Genomic DNA, 20,111 nt, shown 5'->3' on the forward strand with positions numbered 1-20,111 from the left:
CACAGCAGCTCGGCCTTGATGCGCTGCACCGCGAACTCGGTGACGCCGGCGACGCACTGCACGGTCTGGGTGATCGCGAGGATGTTGCGCGATCCCACCGAGCCGTCCGGATTGCGGTAGCCCTCGAAGGTGTAGCCCTCGAGCGGCGGCAGCGCGGGCGGCTTCACGGTGGCGATCGGCAGGCCTGCGAGTTCGCGCGCGGCGGGCATCTTCAGGAGCCGCTCGTGCACCCAGCTGCCGGCCGGGATCGCCTTGAGCGCATAGCCGATCACGACGTTGTAGCGACGGACCTCACCACCTTCGGGGATGTCGACCAGCGCGACCTTGTGCGCCTGCGGCACCTTCTCGCGCAGCGTCAGGCCGGACGGGAACACCGTGCCGGCCGCCAGCCCGCCGTCGTTGGCCACGATCGCGACGTTGTCGCGATCATCCATGCAGATGCACAGCGGCGCAATGGCAGGCGTTTCAGACATGAGGATTCTCCGTTGATTCGCGCTACTGCAGCGAGATGTTGCTGTCCTTGATCACCTTGGTCCATACGACGGGGTGATTCGCATGCTTGTCTCCCGCAAGGGGTGGCCGCGTGTCAGGCGCGCTGGCCCACTTCGACTTCTTCGCGCGTCCAGCCTCGGGCTTGTTCGCTGAGGCTGAGGCCGAGACCAGGCCGCGTCGGCACCAGCATCCGGCCGTTCCTGATCTCGAGTCGCTCGTTGAACAGCGGCTCGAGCCAGTCGAAGTGCTCGACCCACGGCTCGGTCTGGTAGACGGCGCCGAGGTGGACGTGCAATTCCATGGCGAAGTGCGGGCCCAGGCTCAGGCCCGCCTGCTCGGCCTGGGCGGCGATCTTCAGGAAGGGCGTGATGCCGCCGACGCGGGGCGCATCGGGCATCAGGTAGTCGGCGGCGCGGTGGCGGATCAGCTCGCCGTGCTCGGCCGCGCTGGTCAGCATCTCGCCGGTAGCGATCGGCGTGTCGAACTGCGACGCGAGCGCCGCGTGTCCTTCGAAGTCGTAGGCGTCCAGCGGCTCTTCGATCCAGACCAGGTTGAACTGCTCGAAGATGCGGCACATGCGCTGCGCGGTCGGGCGATCCCACTGCTGGTTGGCATCGACCATCAGGGGCATGTCGTCGCCCATGTGCTTGCGAACCGCTTCGACGCGCCGGATGTCGAGCGCGCGATCGGGCTGGCCGACCTTGAGCTTGATGCCGCCGATGCCGCGCTCGCGCGATGCCGCGGCGTTGACCAGCAGCTGATCGAGCGGCGTGTGCAGGAAGCCGCCCGAGGTGTTGTAGCACTGGACCGAATCCCGCTGGGAGCCGAGCAGCTTGGACAGCGAGAGGCCGGCGCGCCGGGCCTTCAGATCGTAGAGCGCGACGTCGAACGCGCCGATCGCCTGGACCGCCATGCCGCTGCGCCCGACGGACGCGCCCGCCCAGCACAGCTTGGTCCACAGCTTCGAGATGTCACTCGGGTCTTCGCCGATCAGCGCCGGAGCGATCTCCTTGGCGTGTGCGAACTGGCCCGGTCCGCCGGCCCGCTTGGAGTAGCTGAAACCCAGGCCCTGGTGGCCGTCCCGGGTCTCGATCTCGGCGAACAGCATCGCGATCTCGGTCATCGGCTTTTGGCGGCCGGTCAGCACCTTGGCATCGCTGATCGGGTTGGCCAGCGGCAGGTAGCACGAAGAGACGCGGATCCAGGCGATGCTGTCGCCGGCCGGGGACGCAGGGGTGGTGGTCATGGTGCGATGGCTTTCAGGAGATTCGTGCAGTGCCCGGTCAGTCGATCGTGATCTTTCCGGTCTCGATCACGTTCTTCCAGCGTGCGTATTCCTTCTGCTGGAACTCGGCGAACTGCGCCGGGGAATTGGCGACCATCTCGAAGCCGATCGAGGTGAACTGGTCCTTGACCTTCGGATCGTTGAGGGCCTCGACGAAGGCGGCGTGCGCCTTGTCCCGCACGGCGGGAGACAGGCCCTTGGGCGCCACGACGGCCTGCCACGAAGCGACCTCGACGTTCTTGACACCGGCCTCCGCCAGTGTCGGCACGTCGGGCAGCACGGGCGAGCGCTTGGGGCTCGTGACGGCCAGCGCCCGCATCTTGCCGCCCTTGATGTATTGCACGACCGAGTTGATGTTCTGGAAGGACGCTTCGACCTGGCCGCCCATCAAGTCCGTATGCGCGGGCGCGCCGCCCTTGTAGGGGACGTGGATGCCGGTGGTGCCGGTTTGCTGCCAGAACAGTTCGGCTGTCAGGTGGTCGCTGGAGCCGTTGCCGGCCGAGGCGAAGGTCATCTTGCCGGGATTGGCCTTTTCGTACGCGATGACATCCGCCACGCTCTTGTGCGGCGAGTTCGCGGGCACCACCAGGACGTTGGGCGAGGCCACGGCGACCGTGATCAGGTCGAAGTCCTTCAGCGCGTCGTACTGAAGGCCCTTGACCAGGTGCGGAACGATGACGAGCGGACCGAGCGAGGTCACGAGGAAGGTCGCGCCATCGGGCGCCGCGCGCTTGACGAAGGTCGCACCGATGGTGCCGGTGGCACCGGCCTTGTTGTCGACGAGGAACGATTGCTTGAACTTGTCGGTGAGTCGCGGCGCAACGGCCCGCGCCACCTGGTCGGTCGAGCCGCCCGGCGGAAACGGCACGACCAGGGTCACGCTCTTGTCGGGCCAGTGCTGTGCCTGGGCAGTCAGGGCCGCGAGGCCCAGTGCGATCACGGTCAGGTATTTCTTCATGGCGTGTCTCTCTGTAGTGATGTGGAGGGCGGGTCCGTGCGTCAGTCGAGCTTCAGTCCGGCCTTGGCGACGACGGCCGCCCAGCCCTTGCGCTCGGTCTCGAAGAAGCGCGACATCTCGGCAGGCGGCATCGTGGAGATGTCGGCGCCCTGCGCGATCAACTGCTCGCGCACGGCCGGCAGGTGAATGATGCGAAGCAGCTCGGCCGACAGCCGCTCGAGCTGTGCCGCCGGCAACCCGGCAGGCGCCATCACCCCTTGCCAGGTGCCCGACTCGAAGCCCTTGACGGTGTCGCCGATGGTCGGGACACCCGGGAGTTGCGCCATCGGCTTGGGCGACGAAACCGCGATGATCTTGAGCCGCTTGGACTGCACGAAGGGCAGCGTCGCCAGCATGCCGTTCATCAGGACTTCGGCCTGCCCTGCGATGGTGTCGTTGATCGCCTGCGAGCCGCCCTTGTAGGGGATGTACTCCCACTTGGCGCCGGTCTTCTCCTGGAGCTGGATGCCGGCGAGATGCGGCGCGCTGGCGAGGGCCGTGACTGCAAAGGAGAGGGGCTTCTTCTTCGAGAGCTCGACCAGTTCCGGCAGCGTGTTCGCCGGCACGGAGGGATGGACGACCAGCAGGTGCGGCGAGTAGGCAAGCATCGCCACCGGCTGCAGGTTCTTCGACGGATCGAACGGCAGCTGCGTGTACAGCGACGGGCTGATGGCCAGCGCACGCACGTCGCACATCAGGAGCGTGAGGCCGTTGGGCGCGGACTTGGCGACGAAGTCCGCGCCGATGTTGCCGTTCGCGCCCACCTTGTTGTCGACGACGACCGTGGCCTTGAGCGCCTCGGCGAGCGGCGTCGAGATGGCCCGGGCAATGATGTCCGAGGAGCCGCCCGCCGTGAACGGAACGATGATCTTGATCGTCTTGCCGGCAAAGGCATCGGCGGGCGCGTCGGCCGCCCGGCTTGGCACCGACACGCCGGCCGCCGCGACGGCCAGGGCACTGAGTCCGGCCAGTTGAAGGATTCGGCGACGCGGGAAAGGGGCGGTCTGCATGTTGACTCCAGTCGTAATTGGTAACGTTGTCATTTGCGGCTTTGTTTTCGGACGCCCGGCGTCACGCTCGGCCATCTTCAAACCCCAGTCATGCGGCCGCTGCAAGATCTGGTGAAGTGGAGGAAATGATATCGTTGTCATTTTGGAGGGTCAATCGACTTTCATTCAGGGTTTTCCCGCGCCAATGCGCCCGAGTTCCGGCACGTTCTCCCTTGGAATCCCTCCCCCGTCGTCGGTCCGCGCGCGCACCCTGGCATTGACAGACGGCTTCTGCTAACGTTGTCATCTTTGCCACCTCCCGATGCCAGCCGACACTGCCGGACAGCCCGCATGAATGCCGTTTCTCCCTTCAAGGCCGCCACGCTCCATGACGTGGCCAAGGCCGCCGGCGTGTCGCTGATCACCGCGTCGCGTGCGCTGAGCAACCCGGGCGTGGTCTCGAAAAAGACCATTGAAAAGGTACAGGCGGCGGTCGACTCGACCGGCTATATCCCGAACCTGCTCGCCGGCGGCCTCAAGTCCAAGCGCAGCCTGATGGTGGGCGGTATCGTGCCGGCGCTGTCGGTGGCCCAGTTCCTGCCGACCGTGCAGGCGCTGACGACCGAGCTGGCATCGGCGGGCTACCAGCTGATCCTCGGACAGACCTCCTACGACGCCGGGCAGGAAGAATCGGTACTCAACACGATGATCGGCAGGCAGCCCGATGGCATCGTCATGACCGGCCTGGTGCAGTCGCAGAAGGCCCGGGACCGGCTGCGTCGCTCCGGCATTCCGGTCGTCGAGACGTGGGACCTCAGCGATCGACCCATCGACATGCTGGTGGGCTTCTCCCATGTGAAGGTGGGAAGCGCGGTGGGCGGCTACTTCCTGAGCAAAGGATGGAAGCACATCGGCATCGCGACGGGTGACGACCATCGTGCCCGCATGCGACGCGATGGATTCCAGACCACGCTCGGCCGCGAGTTGCCGACGGCCATCGTTCCGGCACCCAGCAGCCTGGAACTGGGCCGCCGTGCGCTCGCAGAGCTGCTGGAGAAGGACCCGCAGCTCGAAGCGGTCTGCTGCAGCTCGGACCAGTTGGCGCAAGGCGTGATGGTGGAAGCGCTCGCACGCGGCCTGCGCGTTCCGCAGGATCTGGCGATCTGCGGTTTCGGCAATGCGGATTTCGGAGCGCACACGGTCCCCTCGATTTCCACCGTGCATGTGGATGGCGCCGAGATCGGCCGGCTTGCCGCGCGATTGATCGTCGCCCGCTGCCGCGGTGAATCCGTCGCGCAACCCGTCGTTGATGTCGGATTCCGCATGATCGAGCGGCAGTCGTCCGCCACCTAGGGCGGCTAAACCCGCTGCGGCAGTTCGCAGGCGCGCCGTCGCTCCCGTCCGTTCACCAGATGGGTGCGCATGGCGGCACGCGCCGCCTCCACGTCATGCTGCGCGATGGCGGCGAAGATGCTTACATGCATCCTGGTGAATTGGCTACCGTGGCTGCTCTGAAGACCAGATGGTCGAGCCAGTCATCTCGCGCCCAGTCCTGCGATCCAAGATCGCTGATCGGTGCCCAGCGCGCGGGGCAGCGGCTGCAAGGCGTCCCGGCATGGCAGCCGCGTGCCCTGCTCAGCCGGCAGCGGCAAGCGCGTACTCGATCGCCGCCTCGCGATCCATGGAACGCCCGGCCTTGAGCTCGTCCGCGAAGTTGGCCGCATCGAGCGCGCCCCGCACTTTGGCCAGCGCGTCCTCGTAGGCCCGCTTCACGGTGCCCGACAGCTCGGCCGGCGCCGCATCGGTCCCCAGCACACCGGCCAGACGCGCGGCGACTCGCGGCTGGCCAGAGGCCGCGAAGGCGATCAGCAGCTGCGCGAGGCCGCGGGTCACGCCGGGCGACGTCGGGTAATTGCGGTACATCGGCAGACTCTGGCGGAACAACGCCAGCGCCTGTGCGGGGTCGTTGAGGCGCAGGGCCAGGAAGCCCTGCTGAGCCAGGCTGCCGGCGATGTCGAAGGCCGAGTCGACCTCGCGGTACAGCGCCAGGCTCTCGGCCAGCAGTTCGTGCGCACGCTCGAACTGGCCGCGGCGGATGGCGATGGTGCCCAGCAGCGCGCGTCCGTGGCCGATGTAGAGCCGGTCGTTGCCGATCTTGGCGATCTCGGCCTCGCACTCGGCGACCATCGCCTCGGCCGACTCGTCGCGGCCCATCAGCGCCTCGTAGCCGGCGTAGCAGATCAGCGCCTGGGCGAGCAGGAAGGCCCGGCGCCAGGGGTCCTCGATGCGCCGGCCGTGGGCCAGGCTGTCCTCGAACAGCCTGGCGGTCGCGGGGTCGCGCCGGCGGGTGTCGATGTAGCCCATCCACATCAGCGCCCAAGCCAAGCCTTCGTCGAAGGCCAGCGGCCGCGAGGCTTCGACACAATGCTCGCACAGCCGGCGACCGAGCGGCGGATCGAAGTTGGTGGCCAGCATGCCGGCGCCGTAGAACGAGCGCGCGTAATGGATCGACGGCGCGCGGCCCTCGCGGCGGAAGGCCTGGGCCAGCCGGTCCTGCCAGCCGACCATCTCCTTCCAGTGCATGTTCTTGTACCAGAAGCGGGTCAGCGAGCTGAACAGGCGCAGGCCCTCTTCGGCCTGGCCCGCGCGCAGCGACCACTGCAGCGCGAGCCGGAAATTGTCGAGCTCGGTCTCGGCGCGGGCGTGCCAGCGCAACTGCTCGGCGCGCGTCAGCATCGGGCGGATGCGCTCGGCGAGTTCCAGGCAATGGGCCAGGTGGCAACGGCGCGTGTCCTCAAGTTCGCCGGCGACCAGCAGCTTCTCCAGCCCGTACTGGCGGATGGTCTCGAGCAGGCGGTAGCGCGGCCCGTCGCCGGAAGTGTCGAGCAGGACCAGCGACTTTTCGACCAGCTGGGCCAACAGGTCGAGCACCTCGCCGCGCATGATCGGCGGCGCGCTGCACACCGCCTCGGCGGCGTCGAGCGTGAAGCCCCCGGCGAACTGCGACAGCCGGCGCAGCAGCACCCGTTCGGATTCGCCCAGCAGCTCGTGGCTCCAGTCGATCAGCGAACGCAGCGTCTGGTGGCGCTGCAGCGCGGTGCGCCGGCCGCTCCTCAGCAGCGCGAAGCGGTCGTCAAGGCGTGCGGCCAGCTGCTCGACGGTGAGCGCGCCGACGCGCGCCGCGGCCAGTTCCAACGCCAGCGGGATGCCGTCGAGCTGGTGGCACACGCGCGCCGCGGCGCCGAGGTTCGCCGGCGTCAGGCGGAACGCCGGCACCACGGCCTGCGCGCGCTCGACGAACAGGCGGCTGGCCGGGTAGGCCAGGAAGTCGTCGGTCGAGCCGGCGGCATCCGGCGGCGCGGTGCGCAGCGACGGCAACCGCCAGGCCACCTCGCCGGCCACGCCCAGCGCCTCGCGGCTGGTGGCCAGCGTGCGCGTGCCGGCGCTGTGGCGCAGGACCTGTTCAGCGAACGCGGCGCAGCGCTCGATCAGGTGCTCGCAGTTGTCCAGGATCAGCAGCAAGCGGCGCCGGCGCAGCACGTCGAGCAAGGTGTCGAGCAGCGGCCGCGTCGTCTCCTCGTGCACGTCGAGCTGGCTGGCCACCGTGCGCACGACCAGCGACGGGTCGGCGACCGGCGCCAACTCGACGAAACAGACGCCGTCGGCGAAGTCGGCGCCGACGCGGTCGGCGACCTCGAGCGCCATGCGCGTCTTGCCGACGCCGCCGGCGCCGACCAGGGTCAGCAGATGGGTGTCGGCGAGCAGCGCCAGCACGGCGGCCAGGTCGTCCTCGCGGCCGATCAGCGTCGGCTTGTTGGCCGGCAGGCCGGGTCCGGGGGCTGGCGGCGCAACGGTGACCGCCGGGCCTGCGTCCAGCGGCAGCGTGAAGCGGTAGCCGCGCCCTGGCACCGTCGCCAGCGCATGCGCGCCGAGCAGCTTGCGCAGCCCCGAGACATGCTGGCGCAGGTTGTTCTCCTCGACCACCAAGCCGGGCCAGACGCGGGCCAGCAACTCGTCATGCGACACCACGCGATCACGCTCGGCCACCAGCACCAGCAGCAAGTCGTAGGCGCGTGCGCCGACGGCCAGCGGCGCGCCGTCGGCGAGCAGCAGGCGTTGTGCCGGCCGCAGCTCGAAGCGCCCGAAGCGGCAGGCGTGTGGGAAGTCGGGGGTGGTCGACATCGCGGCGCTAGAGCTTAGCGCGTCTATCGGATTCACAACGTTTCACGGCGCCGAGATGGCCGCGGCAGGGGGCGCTGGACACACTTTGGGCACCCGATTCGGGCACCACACCACCAGGAGAGACCCCATGAACGCCCCCACCGACCTGAACGCCCTGAAGGCCCGCCAGCAGACCGCCTGGGCCAGCGGCGACTACGCCGTCATCGGCACCACGCTGCAGATCGTCGGAGAGCAGCTCGCCGAGGCCTGCGACTTGCGCACCGACGAGCGGGTGCTCGACGTCGCCGCCGGCAACGGCAACGCCACGCTGGCCGCTGCGCGCCGCGGCTGCCTGGTGACGTCGACCGACTACGTCGGCAGCCTGCTCGAACGTGGCGCCGAGCGTGCCCGTGCCGAGGGCCTGCAGGCCGAGTTCCAGGTCGCCGATGCCGAGGCGCTGCCGTTCGACGACGCCAGCTTCGACGCCGTGCTGTCGACCTTCGGCGTGATGTTCTCGCCCGACCAGGCCCGCGCCGCCGCCGAGCTGGCGCGCGTGTGCCGCCCCGGCGGCCGCATCGGCCTCGCCAACTGGACGCCCGAGGGCTTCATCGGCCAGGTCTTCAAGACCCTGGGCCGCCACCTGCCGCCGCCAGCCGGCATGCAGCCGCCGTCGCGCTGGGGCGTCGAGGCCAACTTGCACACGCTGTTCGGCGAGACGGCGAGCGCGATCTCGGTGACACCGCGCATCTTCAACTTCCGCTACCGCTCGGCGGCGCACTTCATCGACGTCTTCCGCACCTGGTACGGACCGATTCACAAGGCCTTCGCCGCGCTGCCGGCCGATGGCGCACAGGCCCTCGAGCGCGACCTGACCGACCTGCTGACGCGAATGAACCGCGCAGGCAGTGCCTCGCTGGTCGCACCCAGCGAGTACCTCGAAGTGATCGTCACCCGGAGCTGAACACCATGACCGCCATGCTCAGCGCCCGCCCGGCCGCGCCCGTCGCGCCGGCACCCTTTTTCCGCGAGGCCGGTAGCGGCCCCGGCGTGGTCTGCATCCACTGCAACGCCAGCAGCTCGTCGCAGTGGCGGCCGCTGATGGACCGGCTGGCGCCGCGCCACCACCTGCTGGCGCCGGACACCCACGGCGCCGGCCGGGGCCCGGCCTGGCCGACCGACCGCGTTCTGACGCTGCGCGACGAGGTGGCGTCGCTCGAGCCGGTGTTCACCCGCGCCGGCGCGCCGTTCACGCTGGTCGGCCATTCGTACGGCGGCGCGTTGGCGCTGCTCGCCGCGCTGCGGCGGCCCGAGCGCGTGCACGCGCTGGTGCTCTACGAGCCGACGCTGTTCGCGTTGGTGGATGCTCAGACCCCGGTGCCGAACGCCGTCGACGGCATCCGCGACACGGTGGCGCGCTGCGCGGCCGCGCTGGCCGCCGGCGACCGCAGCGCCGCGGCCGAGACCTTCATCGACTACTGGATGGGTGCCGGAGCCTGGTTCGCCAAGCCGCAGGCGCAGCGCAGCGCGATCGAGGCCGCGGTGGTCAACGTGCAGGGCTGGGGCCGGGCGCTGTTCGGCGAGACCACGCCGCTGATGGCGTTCCGGGCGCTGGACATGCCGGTGCTGCTGATGCAGGGCGGCGAGACCACGCCGTCGGCGCGCGCGGTCGCCACGCTGCTGACGCGGACCCTGCCGCGGGTCGAGACCCTGACCTTCGCAGACCTCGGCCACATGGGGCCGGTCACGCACCCGGCGCAGGTCGACGTGGCGATTGAGGACTTCCTTCGCCGCCACCCCGCGCCCTGAGCGGGCTGCGAGCGGCTCGGAACGAGGTCCAGGCGCCCCACGCCCCGCGCAGCACGCATGGGCCTCTCGCCGACGATGGTCGGCGAGAGACTGAACTCAGACAGCGGATCGGTCTTGGACACGTCTGTCGTATGACCGGTTTCACGAGCGCCGGCAGCCATTTGCTACGACCGCAACGGGGCCAGGACCAGACCTTCGCCGAGACCTCCCAAATGCTTGATGCTCTCGTTTCACCATGGTCTTGTCTTGGCGCGCTTGCCGGGTTGCTGCACCAGCAGGCCACTGCGCGGGTCGCAAGCGGTGAGGCCGACCTGGGCATCGCCCCACAACGCCAGACCCCGCCCGAACTGCTTCAGCAGAGCCTCATGCGTGACCGTATCCGGTTGGTCTGCCGCCCCGACCATCCGCTCGCCGCGCGCAGCCGGGTGACTTGGGCGCAGGCGCTAGAGCATCCGTTTCAGGTACCGATCTCCATGCTCCTCGAGCTCAGCGACTCGCTCCATCGCGCTGATTCGGCGGAATGATGCAGTACTTCTGCATCCGGCGATAGACCGTCGCCCGACAGGTACCCAGGCTGCGCGCCGCCTCGGTCACGTTCCATTGATGCTGACGCAGGGCCTGAAGCAGCGCCTCGCGCGCATCCGTTGCAGTTGCAGGTGCTGTCGCCGGCGCGTGGTCATTGAAGCCCAGCGACGAAAGCCGCGGCGGCGGCAGAGTCGCGCTGATCGCATCGGTGATCTCGGCCGGCAGATGCGCCACGCCGATCGGCTCATCACCGCTCAAAGCCAGCGCCGCCCGCAGCGTATTCTTCAGTTGTCGGATGTTGCCCGGCCAAGCGTAGGCAGCCAGCACGGCAAGCACACTCTCGGTCAGGCACGGGGCCTCGCATCCCAGGTCCCGAGACTCGGCCTCCAGCACCGCCTGAATCAGCTCCTCCTTGTCGAGTCGATCGCGCAAGGCCGGCAAGGCGAGTGCCAGGCCGGCCAGTCGATAGTAGAGATCGAGCCGAAACAGCCCCGAAGCCACGAGGTCCTTCAAATCGCGGTGCGTCGCGCAGATGATCTGAAGGTCGACCGGAGTCGGCTGCTCGGCGCCCAGTGGCATGACCTCGCGCTCGGCCAGCACGCGAAGCAACCGCGTCTGCATGGCCAGCGGCATGTCCCCGATCTCGTCCAGGAACAGGGTGCCACCATGCGCCTGGAGCACCTTGCCGCGCGCGCCCTTGGCTCGCGCGCCCGTGAAGGCGCCGTCCTTGTAGCCGAACAGTTCGCTCTCGATCAGGGTCTCCGGAATTGCCGCGCAGTTGAGCGCAACGAAGGCGCGACTGGCCCTCGCGCTCGCGTCGTGCATGGCCTTCGCGAAGGCTTCCTTGCCCGTGCCCGATTCACCCTGGAGCAGCACCGGCAGGCCCTTGTCGAGCACGCGCAACGCCTGGCGCACGTTGGCGGCCATGCGCGCGTCACTGCCCGCCAGGCTTTCGAGCGCACTCGCCGAAGGACCATGGCTCACGCGCCCGCCTGTCAGGCTCGGGGACTGGCGCACACGTCGCGGCTGGCGCGCCAGCGCGAAGCACTGGCTGCCCGAATGCAGCAGACGCAGCGCGATCGGATCCCCGCCCGCCCGTGCGGCAGCCGCCAGCGTGTCGAAACCGATCCCGAACACGTCCTCCACGTGCCGGCCGGCGAAGGACGCCGGCGTGGCGCCCACATCCTGCAGGAAGCGCTGGTTGGCCGCCACGATGTGGCCGCCTTCGTCGAGCGCGATCAGGCCCTCGGTCGTCACCTCCAGGAAGTCGCGACGGCTCCCGAGGCGCAGCACCAGATGGCGCTCGTATTGACGCAGGAAATTCGCGTTCTCGACCATGCGCGCGGTGAACTTGACCATCTGCAGCACCAGCTGCTGGCTGCGCTTGTCGTCTGGCGACTGCAACGCCGAAGCGTCGAGCACCGCCAACAGGTCGCCATTGGGCGCGAGGATCGGTGCTGCACTGCAGGTCAGCGCGTTGTTGGTGGCCCGAAAGTGCTCGCCGTGGTGCACGGTGATGGGCCGCCGCTCGGTGGTCGCCAGACCCACTGCGCAGGTGCCCTCGTACTGCTCGGACCAGCAGCCGCCCAGATAGAGGCCCGCGCGACGCAACTCCCGGTCGATGACGGGATTGTTGATGAAGTCCACGGCCACGCCGTGGGCGTCGGTCAGCAACACAACATAGCCGGCATCCCGAATCTGCATGAACAGCGATTCCGTACCGCTGCGTGCGACGTCGAGCAAGGGCTCCATCGGTGTCCGGTGTTCGCGCAGAGCCTGGGCCGGAAGCACGCGCGGGGGATCACAGCGACCCGGGTCGAGCCGGTAAAGATCGAACGAGCGCTGCCGCGAACGTTCGATCAGCACGTCGTCGGCATCGACCTCTCTCAGCGCCTGCGTGCCGGACTCCCGGTTGGCCTTGGGAAGCGAAGCGTGAACCATTGTCTTGTCTCCTGCCACGAGCTCTGTAGGCCTGTAGGCGCGCGGGTTGTGGTTGCGTACGGTCACAGCTTTCGCCCGGCCCGTGACTCTTGCGGATATTACGTCCGACTCCGCCAACGGCGCCAGCACCGTCCACATCCACCGCACCATGCGCAGGCTGTTCTGCTGCCCCGGCGCGCCGATCCTAGCGGTGGCCCGGCTGCTGCAGCCAGGCATCGAGTCGTTGCGTGAGCGCCCCGGGCTGGTCCACATGAACCCAGTGGCCCGCACCTGCGATCACGTCGAACGCGGCGTCGGCGAAAAGCGCGCGGATCAGATCCTCGTGGCACGCACCCAGGTGGTCAGAGGCCGCGCCTCCAATGAAGAGCGCCGGCACCAGCGACTTGCGACGACACAACTGCGGCGGAAACGCCAGCAAATCGTTCATGCCCGTGGCGATGCCTTTCCAGTGGATGCGCCAGGCCCAGCCGCCGTCGCGGTGCACCAGGTTCTGCAGCAGCATGGCGCGCAGGCGCACCGAGGGCACATGACGTGCCAGCAGGGCGTCCGCATCCTCGCGCCGGCGAACGGCCGTGAGATCGAGCCGCAGTGCGGCATAGATCAGCGCCGTGAATCCGTCGGGATAGGATGTCGGAGCGATATCCACGACAGCGAGACTGCGCGTGCGCTGCGGGTACTGCAGGGCAAACGCCATCGCCACCTTGCCGCCCATGCTGTGGCCGACGACGGCCACTTCGTCGAGTTCCTGCGCGTCGACCAGCGCGCGCAGGTCCTCGCTCATCTGCCCATAGTCCATGCCCGCTGTGTGGGGCGAGGCGCCATGGTTGCGCAGGTCCACCGTCAGGACACGGCGGGTTCGCGACAAAGGCACGGCGATGTGGTGCCACTGCGCCGCCGAGCCAAACAGCCCGTGCAGCAACAGCACGGTCTCGCCCTGTCCATAGCTGCGGCAGGCGAGTCGAGCCGGCAATGTCCCGGCCGGTGCGCGCTGCGCGCGATCGACCGTGACCACGCTCACAGCTCCCGCCGCCCCATGGCCGATGCGATGTGCTCGGCCTGGCGAATCGCGAGGGCCACGATCGTCAGCGTCGGATTGGCCGCGGAACTCGAGGTGAACTGGCTGCCGTCGGAGATGAACAGGTTCTTCACGTCGTGCGACTGGCCCCAGCGATTGACCACGCCGTCGCGCGGCTTGGCACTCATGCGGTTGGTTCCCAGGTTGTGACTCGCCGGATAGGCCGGCATGTCGATCACCCGCGTGGCGCCGACCGCCTCCGACACCTTGCGCCACTGGACCAGGCCGTGCGCCGCGATCTTGTCGTCGTTGGCGTGGTACGTCTTGCTGACGATCGGCACCGGCAGTCCGTATTGATCCTTCTCGGTCGGGTGCAAGGCGATGCCGTTCTGCTCGCGTGCCAGGTCTTCACCGCAGACCCAGACGCAGCTCATGTGGTCGTACATCTCGAGCGCCGAGGTGACGTCGCGGCCCCAGCCACCAGGCTTCATGAAGGCCGCCGTGTAAGGCAGGTGCAGCGCCAGGCCCTCGAGGTAGTAGCCGCCGAAGAACCCTCGTTTTGTGTCCGGCGCCACCTCGTCGGCGATCACCGCCGCGATGTCGAAGCCACGGTACATGTACACCGGCTTCTTGTGGATCGATACTGCCGCGGCGGTGGCGTGATTCATGTAGTTCTTTCCGACTTGGCCGGAGGAGTTGGCCAGGCCATTGGGAAACATGCTCGATGCGGAATTGAGCAGCAGGCGAGGCGACTCGATGGAGTTGCCGGCCACGCAGACCACGCGGGCCTTCTGCAGCTGTCGCTTGCCGTCCTTGTCCACGTACAGCACGCCGCTGGCCTTGCCTGACTTGTCGTGCTGGATTTGCAGCACCATCGACTCCGGCCGCAGTTCCACGTTGCCGGTGGCTTGGGCCTTGGGCACTTCGGTGTAGAGCGTGGACCACTTCGCGCCGATCTTGCAACCCTGCATGCAAAAGCCGAGCTGCATGCACCCGGGACGTCCGTCGTAGGCAACAGGATTGGATGCCACAGGGCGCACGATCTGCTTGTAGCCCAGCTTGCGCGCGCCGGCGTCGATCACCTTGTAGTGGTTGTTGGGTGGCATGGCCGGCAGGCCGCTGGCCTTGCTGCCGGCTACGCCCATCTTCTTCTCGGCCAGGTCGTAGTAGGACGCGAGCTCCTTGAGAGTGATGGGCCAGTCCAGCACGTTGGCGCCCTCGACGGCACCGTAGGCGGTGCGGGTGCGGAAGTCGTGCTCCTGAAAACGCAGGGCCACGCCCGACCAGTGCACGGTCGAGCCACCCACACCCTTGACGATCCACGCGGGCAGGTTCGGATAGGTCTTGGTGTGGTGCCAGCCGCCGGCCGAGATGCGCTTGTCCAGCCACGAGATCTTGTTGAACATCGCCCATTCGTCGTTCTCGAAGTCGCCCTGCGTGTAGTGCTTGCCGGCCTCGAGCACGACGCACTTGACGCCGCGCTGTGCCAGCTCGTTGGCGAGCGTGCCACCGCCGGCGCCCGAGCCCACGATGACCACCACGCTGGCGTCGTCGAGGGCGAACTTGGTTTCTTGTGCCATGGTCCTGTCTCCTTGAAGTGTTCCGCCGGCTCAGAGCCAGTCGAGATCGTTGAAGCCGCGGGTCAGGTAGCCCCCCTTCTCCCAGGCGGATCCCTCGTAGCCGAAGAGTGGCCACAGCTCCTTGTTGTTGTACAGCCCGGTGACCAGGTCTCCCTGGATCTTCTTGAAGAAGGGCGTGGTCTCGATCGCCTTGAGCAGCGTTACACGCTCGGGCTCTGTGGGCACTTCCACGTAGGGTTTGCCGTAGCGTTGCCTGGCGCTGGCGTCGAGCCCGGCCACGCCGTCGGTGATCAGCTTTCTGAGCGCAGTGTCCTTCGTCGAAGCGGCGTCGTAGGGTGCCTCGGCCTGCACGTAGAACTTGTCCGGCAGCTTGTCGTGCGGATAGATGTCGCGCGCCATGCGCACCAGGGTCTTGCCGGTGCCAGCGCCGAGTGTCGTGAAGGACTGGGCCAACGTGGTTGCCGGCGCGAGCGAGAGCGCGGCGACCGGCACCACCGTGATGCCGATGGCGCCGAGGCCGCCGCCGCGCAGAAATCCGCGACGGCCCATCCGGGCTCGCTTGTCGAGCACGCGCATGGACGGGACTGCATTCGGTCCGGTCGCCTGCGCCGCGCGCTCGGCCTCTTGGGAATCGTGGATCATCGTCTTGTCTCCTCGTTGAAAAAATGAATGTCTTGAGCGTCAATACAGGCAGGTCTCGTGCGCAAGGTGGGCCTCGAGCGCCTTGCCCACCGAGCGCTCCAGTGCAAGCGCGTCGAAGGAAGGGCCGATCTCGTCACGGCACGAAGTGGTGACACGGGCCAGGCGATGCGCGTCAGAGTCGGGGCGCACCAGTGCCCGGCACAGCAGCGACCAGGGGGAAGGCGTCAGCAGCGCGCCGCCGACCAGCAGGACGCCGTTGCGCCGCCTCACCTGTGCGAGGCCGACGATTTTTCGCCCGTCGGCCGCCAGCACTTCCCACGGCGACAGGCCGCCGAAGCAGGCCCATTCGATCCCGTCGGAAGGGCCGGCCCCGTGCGATGCCACGGATGCGCGCAGCCGTTCGGGCGCAATCGCGTGCGCGCCGTCCAAGCCGGCCTCCTGCAGCACCCGCGCGATCCGTTCGCCGAGCCAGCGGTAGCTTTCCACCGGACCGCCGCCGACCAGCGGATGGTCCGCCGGAAGCGCAACCGACAGGCCGAGCATCCAAGGTCCGGTCAGCACCGCACCGCCGCCCGATTCCCGCACCAGCATCGGGGCACACGCCGCTTCATCGGCGCTGGCCAGCAGACGGCGCTGAGAGCAACCAAGCACCACCATCGGCTGCCGGTAGCGCCACAAGCGCCAGGCCGGCTGGCGGACCGGCTCAGCGAGCTGGCGTTCGTTCCATTGCTGCTCGATCACTGCAAGCGGAAAGGCGTTCATGGCGTGCTCACAAGCCATCGCACGCTTCGAGCCGCTCGCGCACGCTGCGCAGGAACAGGGCGGCAGGGTGACCGTCAACCGCGCGATGGTCGAACACGAGCGTCAGCATGGTCACCGGCACGACCGCCACTGCGCCGCTCCGTACCACGGGCCGCTCCACCACGCGGGCGAGACCGAGGATGCCGACTTGCGGTGGATTCAGGATCGGCGTGAACCAGTCGATCCCGGTCATGCCCAGGTTGGTCACGGTAAAGGTGCCGCCCTGAAAGACCCTGGGCGGCAACGAGCCGCTGCGCGCCCCCTGCGCGAGTTCGCGCGATGCGCTTGCCAGGTGTTCGATGGACAGCGTGTCGGCGTCGCGGATCACCGGCACGGCCAGGCCCTCGTCGAGTGCCACGGCCAGGCCCAGGTGGACCGCGCTCGCGCGCTCGATGCCGCCTTCGCGCATCAGTGCGTTCATGGCGCCGTGCTCACGCAAGGCCAGCGCCACCGCGCGCAGCACCACGGCGGTGACGGTGATGCGCCCGACCGCGCCCCCACCTGCGTTGCGCTCGGCAAGCAGCGCGAGCGCGCGAGACATGTCGACCTCGGCACCCATCGCGACGCGAGGTGCCTGCCATCCCGCCGTCATGTTTCGCGCGATGCTGCCGCGCAATCCCTTGAGCGGAATCAGCGGCGCGGGCCCACGCGCGCTCTCGATGGCAAGCGCGCTCATTGCAGGGTCGCCAGTGCCTGGCCCGGCTTGAAGGTTTCCTCGGCCGCGACCAGGATGTTCCCGATGACGCCATCGGCCGGCGCCAGCACCTCGTGGCTGGCCTTGACGACCACCACGCTGGCCACCGGCTGGCCGGCGCTTACGCGGTCGCCCTCCTTCACCAGCCAGTCCTCGACCAGCGCCTCGGTACCCGGCTCCACGTCCTGCCAGGCTTCCTGCGAAAGCACAATGTCGGTCATGCTGCGGCTCCCTCGAGTTGGCGCGCACCGGCCAATTGCGTGGCGGCGGCGATGATGGCGTCGATCTGCGGAATGACGAACTGTTCGAGCGGCCGGCTGTACGGGATCGGCACGTCGGGTACGGCCAGGCGCCGGACCGGTGCCTTCAGCTTCACGGTGTCGAGGTTCTCGGCGACCAGCGCGGCGATCTCGCCCGACAGGCCGTAGCTCAGGTAGTCCTCGTCAGCCACCAGCAGTCGGCCGGTCTTGCGCACCGACTTCAGCACCGCCTCGCGGTCCAGCGGCACGATGGTGCGCAGGTCGATCACCTCCGCGTCGATGCCCGCGTCCGCCAGTTGCTGTGCGGCGACCACCGATTTCTGCACCATCTGGCTCAAGGTGACGATGGTCAGGTCACTCCCTTCGCGCACCACGTTCGCCTTCCCGAAGGGAATGGTGTACGACTCGGCCGGCACCTGGTTCGTGCTGCCCTCGAAATAGGACATCCACGGCAGGCCCATGATGCCCTTGTGGAACAAGAACACCACCGGGTTGTCGTCGCGGATGGCCTGCGTCATCAGCCCTTTGGCGTCGTAGGCGTTGGACGGCACCACCACCTTCATGCCCGGCATGTGGCCGAAAGTCGCGTACAGGCACTGCGAGTGCTGAGCGGCGTCGTTGTAGCCGCCGCCGATCGCGGACATGAGCACCATCGGCAGCTTGATGTTGCCGCCGGCCATGTAGGTGTTCTTGGCCATGTGGTTGTAGATCATGTCCATGCACACGCCGAAGAAGTCGACGAACATCAGTTCGGCGATCGGACGCATGCCCTCGGCCGCAGCGCCGATGGCGGTGCCGATGAAGGCCGTCTCGGAGATGGGCGTGTCCATGATGCGGTCCTTGCCGTGCTTGGCGAGCAGGCCGCCCGTGGCGCCGAAGATGCCGCCGTACTTGCCGACGTCCTCGCCCATCACGAAGATGTCGGGGTCGCGCTCGATCTCCTGGCCGATGGCCTCGGAAATCGCTTGTGCCATGGTGAGCTTGCGGGTGGTCTGCGATGTCATGTCGGGTCTCCGTTTCTCATCGTTCGGTTCAGGCGAAGACATGCAGCAGCGCGTCTTCGGGCTTCGGGTAGGGACTGGTGCGGCCGTATTCGTAGGCCTCGGCGATGCGCGCGCTGACGCGCTCGCGCAGCGCCTTGTCGGAGGCGTCGTCGAGCAGCCCGGCGCGCCGCAGGTGCTCGCCCAGACGCGGAATCGGATCGTTCCTGCGCAGTTCTTCGACCTCGCCCTTTGGACGGTACGTTTCAGGGTCGCCCTGGAAATGGCCCAGGTAGCGATCGGTCTTCACCTCGAGCAGGGTCGGCCCTTCGCCGCGCCGCGCCCGTTCGATGGCCGCGCCCGCAGCCTCGTACACGGCCAGCGCGTCGTTCTGTTCCACCAGCACGCCGGGCATGCCGTAGGCCGCGGCACGGTCGGCGTTCCACGCCACCGACGTGGAGTCGGACTTCTCCACCGAGATCGCGTACTTGTTGTCCTCGCAGACGAACAGCACCGGCAGCTTCCACAGCGCCGCGAGGTTCATCGACTCGTGGAAGGCGCCCTGGTTGGTCGCGCCTTCGCCGAAGAAGGCCACTGCCACCCAGTCCTTGCCCCGCTTCTTCGCGGCGAGGGCCGCGCCGCAGGCAGGCGGCATGCTCGCGCCGATGATGCCGCTGCAGCTGAACTTGTGCTGCGGGTCGAACAGATGCATGTGGCCACCCTTGCCGCGGCCCAGGCCCGTGTCCTTGCCGAACATCTCTGCCGTCATAGGCTTGAGCGGCACGCCCTTGGCAATGGCGAAGTGGTGGGGGCGGTGCGCGCCGACCACCGTGTCGTCGTCATGCAGGTGGGCGCAGACGCCCACCGCTACCGGTTCCTGCCCGGCCGCGAGATGCATCTCGCCCGGCACCGGCCCGGCGCCGATGTCGAAGGCCAGTCCCTTCTGGATGTGGGGCGGAAGTTTGCCTTCGAGATAGATCCGGGCCATCGTCTCTTCGTACTCCCGGATCTCGACCATCTTTTCGTACATCCAGAGTTTGTGATCCGTGTTCGGGTTCATGCTGAGGTCTCCATGTCGCTGCTGTCGATTCCCCGCACGAGCGTGCCGGCGGGACGGTGCCGAACCGGCTATGCGCCGTGTTCTGCGCACTCCTTTGCGCAATGCACGTGCCACCTGCCGCGAATCCGCAAGGCTCGCGGGAAAACCCTGAAGAAAAGACGCGTGAAACCGCTTTCGAGCGATGCGGGGAGCTTGTCGGCGCCTATCGAACGGGTGTTGCACGCCAAGCGCCGCGACACATGGCGCGACATTCGTCGCACCCGATGCGTTGCGGTGCGACAGGTGTCACAGCCTGCGAGTCGCCCGCACGAGAGCGCTGGAAGCACGGAGCGGGCGGCACGCGACTTGCGCGCATCGATGAACTTGCCATCGAGAACACGCCCATGCCAACACCCGAAGTCGCCACCCCCATCGTCCGCGACGCCCAAGGACCCGAGAGCTACAACCCCCTCGCCAAGCAGAAAGCCGCGGCCAAGCTGTCGCGCATCCCGGTCAAGGTGGTGCAGGGCGAGGTGCTCAAGAAGCCCGAGTGGATCCGCGTCAAGGCCGGCTCGCCCACCACCCGCTTCTACGAGATCAAGCAGATCCTGCGCGAGAGCAACCTGCACACGGTCTGCGAGGAAGCCTCCTGCCCCAACATCGGCGAGTGCTTCGGCAACGGCACGGCCACCTTCATGATCATGGGCGACAAGTGCACCCGGCGCTGCCCGTTCTGCGACGTCGGCCACGGCCGACCCGATCCGCTCGACATCGACGAGCCGCTGAACCTCGCGAAGACCATCGCCCGGCTGCGCCTCAAGTACGTGGTGATCACCAGCGTCGACCGCGACGACCTGCGCGACGGTGGCAGCCAGCATTTCGTCGACTGCATCCGCAACATCCG

General features: G+C 68.0%; 20 protein-coding genes. 5 read left to right on the forward strand and 15 right to left on the reverse strand.

The genetic code is table 11. The features are described 5' to 3' along the window. The 4 genes from AC1DYK_RS33760 to AC1DYK_RS33775 all read right to left on the reverse strand — a co-directional run. Positions 1 to 473: SAF domain-containing protein (locus tag AC1DYK_RS33760; RefSeq protein ID WP_478170265.1), on the reverse strand; the 473-nt coding region annotated here is incomplete at its 3' end. Positions 474 to 586: 113 nt separating this feature from the next. Further along, on the reverse strand, positions 587 to 1,738 hold the full coding sequence (locus AC1DYK_RS33765; RefSeq protein ID WP_478170266.1) for an L-talarate/galactarate dehydratase: 1,152 nt from the start codon (positions 1,736 to 1,738) through the stop codon (positions 587 to 589). 37 nt (positions 1,739 to 1,775) lie between these two features. Next, entirely contained in the window at positions 1,776 to 2,735 is a 960-nt protein-coding gene (locus AC1DYK_RS33770) for a Bug family tripartite tricarboxylate transporter substrate binding protein (protein ID WP_478170267.1), read from the reverse strand. 41 nt (positions 2,736 to 2,776) lie between these two features. Further along, entirely contained in the window at positions 2,777 to 3,784 is a 1,008-nt protein-coding gene (locus AC1DYK_RS33775; RefSeq protein ID WP_478170268.1) for a Bug family tripartite tricarboxylate transporter substrate binding protein, read from the reverse strand. Positions 3,785 to 4,114: 330 nt separating this feature from the next. Here AC1DYK_RS33775 and AC1DYK_RS33780 point away from each other — a divergent pair, with 330 nt between their 5' ends. After that, positions 4,115 to 5,116, forward strand: coding sequence for a LacI family DNA-binding transcriptional regulator (locus tag AC1DYK_RS33780; protein ID WP_478170269.1), 1,002 nt, complete (start codon positions 4,115 to 4,117; stop codon positions 5,114 to 5,116). Positions 5,117 to 5,121: 5 nt separating this feature from the next. On the opposite strand, the gene AC1DYK_RS33785 is transcribed toward AC1DYK_RS33780, so the two are convergent. After that, on the reverse strand, positions 5,122 to 5,298 hold the full coding sequence (locus AC1DYK_RS33785) for an FCD domain-containing protein (RefSeq protein ID WP_478170284.1): 177 nt from the start codon (positions 5,296 to 5,298) through the stop codon (positions 5,122 to 5,124). Between the two features lie 100 nt (positions 5,299 to 5,398). Beyond that, positions 5,399 to 7,945: an ATP-binding protein gene (locus AC1DYK_RS33790; protein WP_478170270.1), complete on the reverse strand. Its 2,547-nt coding sequence runs from the start codon at positions 7,943 to 7,945 to the stop codon at positions 5,399 to 5,401. Positions 7,946 to 8,072: 127 nt separating this feature from the next. Between AC1DYK_RS33790 and AC1DYK_RS33795 the strand changes: the two genes are divergently transcribed. From AC1DYK_RS33795 to AC1DYK_RS33805, 3 genes are all read left to right on the forward strand, one after another. Then, the gene (locus AC1DYK_RS33795) at positions 8,073 to 8,885 is read left to right on the forward strand and encodes a class I SAM-dependent methyltransferase (RefSeq protein WP_478170271.1); all 813 of its coding nucleotides are present in this window, start codon (positions 8,073 to 8,075) and stop codon (positions 8,883 to 8,885) included. A gap of 5 nt (positions 8,886 to 8,890) precedes the next feature. Then, positions 8,891 to 9,730: an alpha/beta fold hydrolase gene (locus tag AC1DYK_RS33800; protein WP_478170272.1), complete on the forward strand. Its 840-nt coding sequence runs from the start codon at positions 8,891 to 8,893 to the stop codon at positions 9,728 to 9,730. Between the two features lie 131 nt (positions 9,731 to 9,861). Next, a complete protein-coding gene (locus AC1DYK_RS33805; RefSeq protein WP_478170273.1) occupies positions 9,862 to 10,254 on the forward strand; it encodes a LysR substrate-binding domain-containing protein in 393 nt (130 codons plus the stop codon). Here the strand turns inward: AC1DYK_RS33805 and AC1DYK_RS33810 are convergent. The 9 genes from AC1DYK_RS33810 to AC1DYK_RS33850 are packed head-to-tail and all read right to left on the reverse strand — an operon-like array spanning position 10,217 to position 19,228. Beyond that, a complete protein-coding gene (locus tag AC1DYK_RS33810; RefSeq protein ID WP_478170274.1) occupies positions 10,217 to 12,334 on the reverse strand; it encodes a sigma-54-dependent Fis family transcriptional regulator in 2,118 nt (705 codons plus the stop codon). The genes AC1DYK_RS33805 and AC1DYK_RS33810 overlap by 38 nt on opposite strands. A gap of 46 nt (positions 12,335 to 12,380) precedes the next feature. Next, the gene (locus AC1DYK_RS33815; protein ID WP_478170275.1) at positions 12,381 to 13,208 is read right to left on the reverse strand and encodes an alpha/beta fold hydrolase; all 828 of its coding nucleotides are present in this window, start codon (positions 13,206 to 13,208) and stop codon (positions 12,381 to 12,383) included. A gap of 2 nt (positions 13,209 to 13,210) precedes the next feature. Then, positions 13,211 to 14,791: a GMC family oxidoreductase gene (locus AC1DYK_RS33820; protein WP_478170276.1), complete on the reverse strand. Its 1,581-nt coding sequence runs from the start codon at positions 14,789 to 14,791 to the stop codon at positions 13,211 to 13,213. Positions 14,792 to 14,821: 30 nt separating this feature from the next. Then, complete coding sequence (locus tag AC1DYK_RS33825) at positions 14,822 to 15,433, reverse strand: gluconate 2-dehydrogenase subunit 3 family protein (RefSeq protein ID WP_478170277.1); 612 nt, start codon at positions 15,431 to 15,433, stop codon at positions 14,822 to 14,824. Positions 15,434 to 15,472: 39 nt separating this feature from the next. After that, positions 15,473 to 16,174 (reverse strand): lipoate--protein ligase family protein, encoded by a 702-nt coding sequence (locus tag AC1DYK_RS33830; RefSeq protein WP_478170278.1) that lies wholly within the window; start codon positions 16,172 to 16,174, stop codon positions 15,473 to 15,475. Positions 16,175 to 16,202: 28 nt separating this feature from the next. Continuing rightward, positions 16,203 to 16,910, reverse strand: coding sequence for a dihydrolipoamide acetyltransferase family protein (locus AC1DYK_RS33835; protein ID WP_478170279.1), 708 nt, complete (start codon positions 16,908 to 16,910; stop codon positions 16,203 to 16,205). Beyond that, positions 16,907 to 17,149 carry a lipoyl domain-containing protein gene (locus tag AC1DYK_RS33840; protein ID WP_478170280.1) on the reverse strand — a complete coding sequence of 81 codons (243 nt, stop codon included), beginning with the start codon at positions 17,147 to 17,149 and terminating at the stop codon, positions 16,907 to 16,909. The genes AC1DYK_RS33835 and AC1DYK_RS33840 overlap by 4 nt, the downstream gene beginning before the upstream one ends. Beyond that, complete coding sequence (locus AC1DYK_RS33845; protein ID WP_478170281.1) at positions 17,146 to 18,192, reverse strand: alpha-ketoacid dehydrogenase subunit beta; 1,047 nt, start codon at positions 18,190 to 18,192, stop codon at positions 17,146 to 17,148. Before AC1DYK_RS33845 ends, AC1DYK_RS33840 begins: the two co-directional genes overlap by 4 nt. Positions 18,193 to 18,220: 28 nt before the next feature. Further along, on the reverse strand, positions 18,221 to 19,228 hold the full coding sequence (locus tag AC1DYK_RS33850; RefSeq protein WP_478170282.1) for a thiamine pyrophosphate-dependent dehydrogenase E1 component subunit alpha: 1,008 nt from the start codon (positions 19,226 to 19,228) through the stop codon (positions 18,221 to 18,223). Positions 19,229 to 19,611: 383 nt separating this feature from the next. Here AC1DYK_RS33850 and AC1DYK_RS33855 point away from each other — a divergent pair. Next, on the forward strand, positions 19,612 to 20,111 hold a 500-nt coding region (locus AC1DYK_RS33855; protein WP_478170283.1), incomplete at its 3' end, for a radical SAM protein.

The sequence above is a fragment of the Variovorax sp. P2_H12 genome (assembly GCF_056403395.1).

Bases quoted from the DNA above. Each gene is read 5' to 3' on its own strand.
- AC1DYK_RS33765 (WP_478170266.1), bottom strand. From the start codon at position 1,738: ATGACCACCACCCCTGCGTCCCCGGCCGGCGACAGCATCGCCTGGATC.
- AC1DYK_RS33770 (WP_478170267.1), bottom strand. From the start codon at position 2,735: ATGAAGAAATACCTGACCGTGATCGCACTGGGCCTCGCGGCCCTGACT.
- AC1DYK_RS33775 (WP_478170268.1), bottom strand. From the start codon at position 3,784: ATGCAGACCGCCCCTTTCCCGCGTCGCCGAATCCTTCAACTGGCCGGA.
- AC1DYK_RS33780 (WP_478170269.1), top strand. From the start codon at position 4,115: ATGAATGCCGTTTCTCCCTTCAAGGCCGCCACGCTCCATGACGTGGCC.
- AC1DYK_RS33790 (WP_478170270.1), bottom strand. From the start codon at position 7,945: ATGTCGACCACCCCCGACTTCCCACACGCCTGCCGCTTCGGGCGCTTC.
- AC1DYK_RS33795 (WP_478170271.1), top strand. From the start codon at position 8,073: ATGAACGCCCCCACCGACCTGAACGCCCTGAAGGCCCGCCAGCAGACC.
- AC1DYK_RS33800 (WP_478170272.1), top strand. From the start codon at position 8,891: ATGACCGCCATGCTCAGCGCCCGCCCGGCCGCGCCCGTCGCGCCGGCA.
- AC1DYK_RS33805 (WP_478170273.1), top strand. From the start codon at position 9,862: ATGACCGGTTTCACGAGCGCCGGCAGCCATTTGCTACGACCGCAACGG.
- AC1DYK_RS33810 (WP_478170274.1), bottom strand. From the start codon at position 12,334: ATGTGGACGGTGCTGGCGCCGTTGGCGGAGTCGGACGTAATATCCGCA.
- AC1DYK_RS33820 (WP_478170276.1), bottom strand. From the start codon at position 14,791: ATGGCACAAGAAACCAAGTTCGCCCTCGACGACGCCAGCGTGGTGGTC.
- AC1DYK_RS33825 (WP_478170277.1), bottom strand. From the start codon at position 15,433: ATGATCCACGATTCCCAAGAGGCCGAGCGCGCGGCGCAGGCGACCGGA.
- AC1DYK_RS33835 (WP_478170279.1), bottom strand. From the start codon at position 16,910: ATGAGCGCGCTTGCCATCGAGAGCGCGCGTGGGCCCGCGCCGCTGATT.
- AC1DYK_RS33840 (WP_478170280.1), bottom strand. From the start codon at position 17,149: ATGACCGACATTGTGCTTTCGCAGGAAGCCTGGCAGGACGTGGAGCCG.
- AC1DYK_RS33845 (WP_478170281.1), bottom strand. From the start codon at position 18,192: ATGACATCGCAGACCACCCGCAAGCTCACCATGGCACAAGCGATTTCC.
- AC1DYK_RS33850 (WP_478170282.1), bottom strand. From the start codon at position 19,228: ATGAACCCGAACACGGATCACAAACTCTGGATGTACGAAAAGATGGTC.